Here is a 7,406-nt window from a genome sequence, read left to right on the forward strand (position 1 = left end):
GAAAAATCCCGCGATGCGGCACGGCAAGTCTGGGCGCATGAGGCTGCCAAAGAGCTAACGACCTAACCGGTTCCCTCCTCCGCCCGCCACGCCTGCAATTTGCGATAGATGGTGGAAGGATTGATGCGGAGCACGGAGGCGGCGCGGGGCACGTCCTGCGCCACCTGGTCCAACGCCGCCAGGATGTAGCGCTTCTCCACCTCCGCCAGCGGCAAGAAATCCTCGATCCGCGCCGGGGGCGCCCAGGGGGCGGGCGGTGGCGCTTCCGGTTCAGGCTCCGGCCGCCGCGCCATCGCCGGTGGCGGTACCTCCTCCACCGGCTCCGGCCAGGCCGTCGGCTCCAGCCGCGCCGATACCCAGGCCGCGGGCGGCGCCGCAACCGGCGGGGGCGGCGGCGCTGGCGGTGCCGCCATGGGCATGGACACCGGCGCGCGGCCCGACCCCGTCCGCAGCAGCATGGGCGGCAGCATCGCCGCCTCCACGCGCTCCCCCTCATGCAGCACGACGATGTTGCGGATCACGTTCTGCAGCTGCCGGACATTGCCCGGCCAGGGATAGGCCATCAGCGCCGCCTCGGCCTCCCGCGTGAAGGCGCGGAAGCGCTTGCCTTCCTCCTTCGCGAAGGCGGCCAGGAAGTGCCGCGCCACCAGGGCCACGTCCGCCCCCCGGGCGCGCAGCGGCGGCATCTCCACCGGCACGACGTAAAGGCGGTAGTAGAGGTCCTCCCGGAACCGCCCGGCCTCCACCTCCGCCCAGGGGTCGCGGTTGGTGGCGGAGACGAAGCGCACATCCACCTTCTCGGGGCGGGAGGCGCCGACGGGCTGGAAGCTGCCGGTCTGCACGAAGCGCAGCAGCTTCACCTGCATGTCGAGCGGCAATTCGCCGATCTCGTCCAGGAACAGCGTGCCGCCATCGGCCATGCGGGCCGCGCCGGGGCGGTTCTCCGTCGCCCCGCTGAAGGCGCCCTTCACATGGCCGAAGATCTCGCTCTCCAGCAGGTCGCGCGGGATGGCGCCGCAGTTGAGCGCGATGAAGGGCCCGGCGCGGCGGGGGCTGGCGCGGTGCACGGCTTCCGCCGCCAGCTCCTTGCCGGTGCCGCTCTCCCCCGTGATGAAGACATTGGCGCGGCTGGCCGCGACGCTCTCGATGGTGCGGTAGACCGCCTGCATGGCGGGGGAGGCGCCGATGAAGCCGAAGAAGCGGTCGCGCGACAGCTGCGCCTTCACTTCCCGCAGCTCGGTCGCCAGCGCGCGCTTCTCCAGCGCGTTCTGCAACGTCACCGTCAGGCGCGTCTTGGCGTAGGGCTTGACGATGAAGTCGACCGCGCCCTCGCGCATCGCCTCCACCGCATGGTTCACGCTGCCATGCGCGGTGACGACGATGATCGCGGTCTCGATGCCCGCGGCGCGCAGCCGGCGCATCGCCTCGAAGCCCGAGAAGTCGGGCAGCTCGATATCCATCAGGATGGCATCGGGCCGCCAGGCCAGCGTCTGTTCCACCGCCGCCGTGCCGGTCTCCGCGACCCGGATCTCATGCCCGAGGTCGCGCAGCAGCGCGCGGGCAACCTCGGCCTGGGTGGGCGTATCCTCGACGATCAGGACGCGCGCGGCGGCCCCGGGCATCGAAGCCTAGAAGGCGCCCGGAGGATTGTCGGCCAGCGCGGCGAGTTCGGCCAGCGCGGCCCGCGCCTCATGCTGCACATGCAGCGCGATGGTGCGCGGATCGACCTGCGCGCGGTGGTCCATGCCGAGCCGCGCGACATGCTCCAGCCGCCGCGCGCCCACGGCCGCCGCGGCGCCCGCCAGGCTGTGCGCGGCACGGCGATAGCCATCCTGGTCGCCGCTGGCGACGGCGGCTTCCAGCTGCCGGGCGAGGCGGCCGAGGTCATCCTCGAAGGTCCGCACGATGCGCACGAAATCCTCGAGCGGCAGCTCGGAGGCCAGTTGGCCGGCAATGTCGGGGTCGATCGCGCTCACCTCGAACCTGTGGCACTCCGCGACAAGCCGGTCAACGACCTGCATGGCCGGAAAGGCGATCGTTGCCTGCATGGTCAGGCCCCCCGCTGGGCGAGGGCCGGCTGGCGGCCGCGGAACAGGTCGAGTGCCGCGGCGCGCGCGGTCTCCCGCCGCGGCTGGCTGGCGAAAGCGGACAGCCGCAGCAACGCCGCCTGCATGCGCCGGCCGGCCAGGGCCGCGCCATCCGCCTCCAGCGCCAGCTGGTTGCTGCGGCAGGCCCGCGGGGCGTCCTGGTCCAGCATCCGCGCCGGCGCGGCATAGGCTTCCGCCACCTGGCGGCGCGCCACCCGGCGCAGCCACGTCTCATGGCCATCGGGGTCGATCACCCGCACTAGGCGATCCGACAGCGGCTGCGGCAGGCAGCCCACCGGCCCGCAGGCCGCGAGATGCAGCCAGAGGTCCCAATCCTCCGCCCGGCGGAGTTGTTCGTTGAAGCCGCCGACCGCGCGCAGCAACGCCGTGCTGGCCATGACGGTGGAGGTCGCCACCACCGGCTCCGCATAGATCTGCGCCTGCGCGTCGCGGTCCAGCACGAAGCCTTCCCGGCGCATGGCGTGGCGGGCGGCGAAGGCGGCGCAGCGCGCGAGGCCGCCGGCAAGCGCCGCGCCATCCTCCGCGAAGCGGCGATGGTCGGTGAAGGAGAAGGCGAGGTCCGGATACAGCCGGTGAAGTTCGAGTTGCGCCGCGATCTTGCCCCGGCGCCAGCGGTCATCGGCATCGAGGAAGGCGATCAGCGGCGCCTGAGCGGCCTCGATCCCCCGGTTGCGGGCGGCGGCCGGCCCCTCCCCGCCCGAGGCCAGCGGCCGGATGCGGCTGTCGGACCGCGCGATGCTGCGGAGGTAGTCGCCCGTCCCGTCGGTGGAGCCGTCATCCACCACCAGCACCTCGATATCCGCCCGCCCGCCGAGGGAGGCGATGGCGCCCGGCAGCCAGCGCAGCGCATTGCGGGCGGGGATGACGACGCTGAGCCTGGGGGTTGCGGACACGGGCGCCTCTCGAACTGCATCGCGGCGGACCGGGACGGGGCCGCCTGAGGGGGTGAGTGCAGGGCGCGTGCCGGCAGGGCGCGTTGCAGAATGCGAGTGGCCCGGGGGGAGCGCTGCTCCCCCCGATACCCCCCTCGCCAGGGTCCGGGCGGACCCTGGACCGGCAGGTTTTGGCGCAAAATCAAACTGATGACGGCCCAGGCCCGTCTCGGGCCTGGCGGATGGGGTCTGGGGAAGGCAGCGCCTTCCCCAGCGGCACACCTCCTGCAACGCCTGGCCCGGCGCAGCCCCCCACCGCGCCCGAGGAGTCCGAACCATGCCGTTCGACGCCATGCCCGAGGGCCCGGCCACCGCCCCCGCACCCCTGCTCTGGGTCCTGCCCGCAAAATGCGAGGCGCCCGCCGAGATCGCCGCCCTCCGCCGCCTCGGCCTCACGGTCGTCCCCTTCGTGGTGGAGCACGACGCCCCTCCCGCCGCCCTGCCGCGCAATCCCCTCGCTTTGGCCCGGGCCACGCGCATCGCCTTCGCAAGCCGCGACCTGCCGGCGCGGGAGGCGCTGCGCCGGGGTGCGCGCATCGCCGCCGCCTTCCAGGCCTGGGGCTGCGGCGCCATCCATGTCGCGGGGGACGGCGCCACCACCACCGCCGCGCTGACCGGGGCGAAGCTGGCCGGGGCGCCCATCTCCGTGGTGGCCGAGCCCGGTTTCGCTGCGGCGCCGGCACTGCGCGCGGCGGACATCGTCTTCGCGACCGGCGCCGCGATGGCGGAGGAACTGCGCGCCCTCGCGCCGGCCACGCCGCTCCGCATCCTGCCGCCCGCCATCGCCTGGCCGGCGCCCTGGGCCACCAGCGGCGCCGCGCCCGCGGATTGCAACGGCCGCCTGCTCTGCCTGGATCCGATGGCGGGGGGCGCGGGCGTGCCGACGCTGCTCGCCGCCCTCGCCAGCCTCCCGCCCGGCCAGCGGCCGGTCGTGGATCTGATCGGCAGCGGCCCGCTGTTCGACGCCTGGCGGGCGGAGGCGCTGGAGCGCGGCGTCTCCGACCAGGCGCGCTTTCTCGGCGCGCGGAGCCCCGGTTGGCTGGCGACGGAGGGTCCGCGCTACCTCGGCTTCATCGCCGCGGCGGGTTCGGTGGAGGATTCGCTGCGGGCCATGGTCCTGACGCTGCCCGTCATCGGCCCGGCCACGGCCGGGATGCGGGAGGTGGTGGCCGCGGATTGCGGGCATCTGGTGCCGCCAGGCGATGCGCAGGCCCTGGCCCGGGCGCTGCGCTGGCTGGCGATCCTGCCGCAGGACCAGCGCCTGCTGCTGGGCGAGGCCGGGCGGGACCGCGTGCTGGGCCGCCACACCATGGCGACGCGCGCCGCGGCGCTCGCCCGCGGCCTGGCACCGCTGCTGGCCGGGGCCGCGGCGCGGCTGGCTGCATAAACGCCAGCGGACCGGTCACTTGCCCGGACCCGCTTCACGGCACATGCCGCGAAGCGCCGGCGCCTGGGGGCCTTGTCGCGTCAGCGAAAAGGTCGCTGGCAGAAGCTACTGCCGCGCGCCGAAGCGCAGCAGCATGGCGCGCAGCGGGTCGGAGCCCGGGTTGTGCGCCTCCATCGCCATCACGATCTGCCGCGCCGAATACTGGCGGCCGTAATAGGCCTGCGCGGCTTCCGGCCGGTAGGACAGCACGGAGCCGGAGAGCGAGATGCCCGCGAACAGCCCGCGGGACCGCGCGACGGCGACGATGTCCGCCCCCGCCGCCGCCGTGGTGCTGCCCTGGATGCCGCCGCCGATCGTCGCCAGCGCGACGGAGGCATCGGCGCCCACCTTGAACTGGCTGTCCATCACGGCGCCCAGGCCGCGATCCGTCATGATCATCATGATGACCATGGCGTCCTGCACGCCGATCTGAAGGCCCACACTGCCCGACCCCACGGTGTAGAAGGCCGGCGAGGACCAGGACCCTGCGCCATCCCGCCCGACCAGCACGCAGGACCCGCCCTCGCCACCCAGGATGAAGCCGGCGCGGAACAGCCGGGGGCAGACCATCACGGCGCGGGACCGGCGCAGGAAGTTCAGCGCATCCGCCGTGTTCTCCCCGGTCGACATCAGTTCCTGCACGGCGAGCGTCGCGCGATCGACCAGGGCCTGCTCCTCCTGCTGCGCGGCCGCGGGCAGAGCGACCAGCAGGCTGAGTGCCACGATGATGCCACGGAGCATGAACGACCTCCTGCAACCCTATGAGGGTCCAGCTTCTACTCGCCCGCGACTCGGGTGTCCAAGGGCAAGCTGTGGCGTCCGTGGGGCATTGTGAAGGCGCCCCGCCCGGCCAGGGCTACGCGGCCACGGGGGTGAAGGGTTCCTCGTTCACCGCCGCCACGCGCCACGCATCCCCCTGCTTTTCCAGGCGGGTCAGGGACAGGTTCTTGATGGAGAAGATCAGCGCCTGGTGCGGCGTCAGCCCCATGGCATGGGCGATGGAGGCGCGGATCGACCCGCCATGGGCCACGATCACGATATCGCCGCCCGGCGTCTCCGCCGCCAGCCGTTCCAGCACCGGCGCCACCCTGGCCCGCATATCCTCGAAGGACTCGCCGCCGGGTGGCTTCTCCTCCGCCGCATGCGGCCAGAAGGGGTGGGGCGGGTGGCGGATCTTCTCCGCGAAGGCCTCATGCGACAGCCCCTGCCATTCGCCCAGGAACTGCTCCGCCAGGTCCGGCTCCGTCTGCAGCGGCGCTTCCGGATAGCCCGCGGCGAAGATGGCGGCCGCGGTGGCGCGGGTGCGGGACAGGTTCGTCACCACCCAGCGCGCCCCGGCCGGCAGCCGCGCCGCCAGCCAGCGATAGGCCAGCGCTTCCTGCTGGAGCGCCAGGTCACACAGCGCGACATCCATGCTGCCATAGATCAGCGCGCGGGCGGAGGGTTCGACCAGCGCATGCCGGACGAGGAAGATGCGGGTATTCGTCACGCCGCCGGTCTAGCGCCGGGTATCGCGCGCCGGAAGGCCCCTCAGCGCGCGCGAGCCCGCGCCTGTCCCACCCAATAGGCCTCCGGCAGCCCGTCGATCTGGTGCGCGCTCGGCATCACCACCGGCACCTGGAGGCAGAGCGACTGCGCCGGCAGCACGTCCCGCCACTGCTCCACCAGCCGCTTGAAGGCACGCCCGACCGGTCGGATCTTCCGGTCCAGGTCATAGAGGCCGACGGGATCGACATGCCCGTTCTCCTCGCGGAGCGCGGTGTTCCAGTCCACCTGGTCCGTCAGCGAATACCAGGTGAAGCCCACCACCGGCACGCCGTCATTCCGCACGCGCAGCACATTGGCCCATTGCTTCCACAGCCAGCGCTCGCCCTCGCCATCGCCCTCGTCGCGGATGTTGGTCTCGGTGTGCATCACCGGCAGCGCGTAGCGGTCATGGTACTGGTGCGTCAGCACGGCGTAGCCGAAGACCTCGCCCGAGGCGCGCGTCGCGCCATCCGGCATCACGAGGTGCTCATTGGTCCAGTAGTAGTCGTTGCCCATGATGCAGTGGCGCTTCAGCGGGCTGTGCTGCAGGAAGAAGTGGTACTCCTCCCGCGTCATGCCGTTGTCCATCAGGTATTCGTACATCCCGCTGTCGACGCGCCGGCCGTAGTTCAGGTCGAGCGAGAGGAAGCGTTCCTGGTTGCGCATCTCCGCCGGCGCGATCGCCGCCGGGCTCTCGGCGTGGAAGTATTCCGTGCTCTCGGACTGGATGAAGATGGCGTCGGGCCGCACCGCCAGGATCGCGCGCATCGCGAGCACATTCGCCGCCACGATGTGCTTCAGCGCAGTGACGAAGCTGCGATCCGTGTTGAGCTGTTCGTTCCACCAGCCATAGCGCGCGGAGAAGAGCGCGCAGATGTACATCTCGTTGACCGGCGTATAGAGCTGGACCCAGGGAAAGCGCCGCGCGAAGGCGCCCGCGTAATCCGCGAAGAGGTTCGGGAAATCCGGGTTCTGGAAGTCCCCGATCCAGTCCGGCACTCCGAAATGGCAGAGATCGACGATCGGCACGATGTCGCGCCGGTGCAGCTCCCCGAAGGTCTGGTCGGCGAAATCCCAGTCATGCCGGCCGGGGCCGCGCAGCGTGGTGTGCAGCGGCGGGCCGTAGCGCAGGAAGCTGAGCCCCATCTCCTGCACCAGGCCGAAATCCTCCCGCCACCGGTCGTAATGGCCGCAGCGCGCCATCTCATCCACGCGCACCGTGCCGCCCTTGATGCGGGGGATGCTGTTCTCGATGCCGGTGGCGAACATGAAGGCGGGGGGCGTGCTCATGCGGGTGGCAACGCCCGATCCCGCCTTCGGTTGGAGTCTTTTCTTGCCCTTGTAAGTCTCGTTCATCGGCGTCGGCCTGTCATAAGCTGGCTGGCGCGGTGGCGGAGGGGATGCCGATCTGCC

7 protein-coding genes are annotated in these 7,406 nt (G+C 72.0%); 1 reads left to right on the forward strand and 6 read right to left on the reverse strand.

The genetic code is table 11. The features are described 5' to 3' along the window. Positions 1–62: 62 nt before the first annotated feature. Genes G3576_RS20190 through G3576_RS20200 form a run of 3 tightly spaced genes read right to left on the reverse strand, consistent with a single transcriptional unit; the run spans position 63 to position 3,001 of the window. Positions 63–1,622: a sigma-54-dependent transcriptional regulator gene (locus G3576_RS20190; protein ID WP_164696236.1), complete on the reverse strand. Its 1,560-nt coding sequence runs from the start codon at positions 1,620–1,622 to the stop codon at positions 63–65. Positions 1,623–1,628: 6 nt separating this feature from the next. After that, positions 1,629–2,048, reverse strand: a complete 420-nt coding sequence (locus G3576_RS20195; protein ID WP_164696237.1) for an Hpt domain-containing protein — start codon at positions 2,046–2,048, stop codon at positions 1,629–1,631. A 2-nt stretch (positions 2,049–2,050) separates the two neighbouring features. Next, on the reverse strand, positions 2,051–3,001 hold the full coding sequence (locus tag G3576_RS20200) for a glycosyltransferase family 2 protein (protein ID WP_164696238.1): 951 nt from the start codon (positions 2,999–3,001) through the stop codon (positions 2,051–2,053). Between the two features lie 316 nt (positions 3,002–3,317). Between G3576_RS20200 and G3576_RS20205 the strand changes: the two genes are divergently transcribed. Then, complete coding sequence (locus tag G3576_RS20205; protein WP_164696239.1) at positions 3,318–4,427, forward strand: glycosyltransferase; 1,110 nt, start codon at positions 3,318–3,320, stop codon at positions 4,425–4,427. A gap of 105 nt (positions 4,428–4,532) precedes the next feature. Here the strand turns inward: G3576_RS20205 and G3576_RS20210 are convergent, their stop codons facing one another. The 3 genes from G3576_RS20210 to G3576_RS20220 form a co-directional block, all read right to left on the reverse strand. Further along, the gene (locus tag G3576_RS20210) at positions 4,533–5,207 is read right to left on the reverse strand and encodes a lipid-binding SYLF domain-containing protein (protein WP_164696240.1); all 675 of its coding nucleotides are present in this window, start codon (positions 5,205–5,207) and stop codon (positions 4,533–4,535) included. Between the two features lie 115 nt (positions 5,208–5,322). Continuing rightward, positions 5,323–5,955: a histidine phosphatase family protein gene (locus tag G3576_RS20215; RefSeq protein ID WP_164696241.1), complete on the reverse strand. Its 633-nt coding sequence runs from the start codon at positions 5,953–5,955 to the stop codon at positions 5,323–5,325. A 41-nt stretch (positions 5,956–5,996) separates the two neighbouring features. Then, positions 5,997–7,283: a family 1 glycosylhydrolase gene (locus G3576_RS20220; protein WP_207622919.1), complete on the reverse strand. Its 1,287-nt coding sequence runs from the start codon at positions 7,281–7,283 to the stop codon at positions 5,997–5,999. Positions 7,284–7,406 lie beyond the last annotated feature (123 nt).

This window comes from Falsiroseomonas algicola, from assembly GCF_011040385.1.
Taxonomy (GTDB): domain Bacteria; phylum Pseudomonadota; class Alphaproteobacteria; order Acetobacterales; family Acetobacteraceae; genus Falsiroseomonas; species Falsiroseomonas algicola.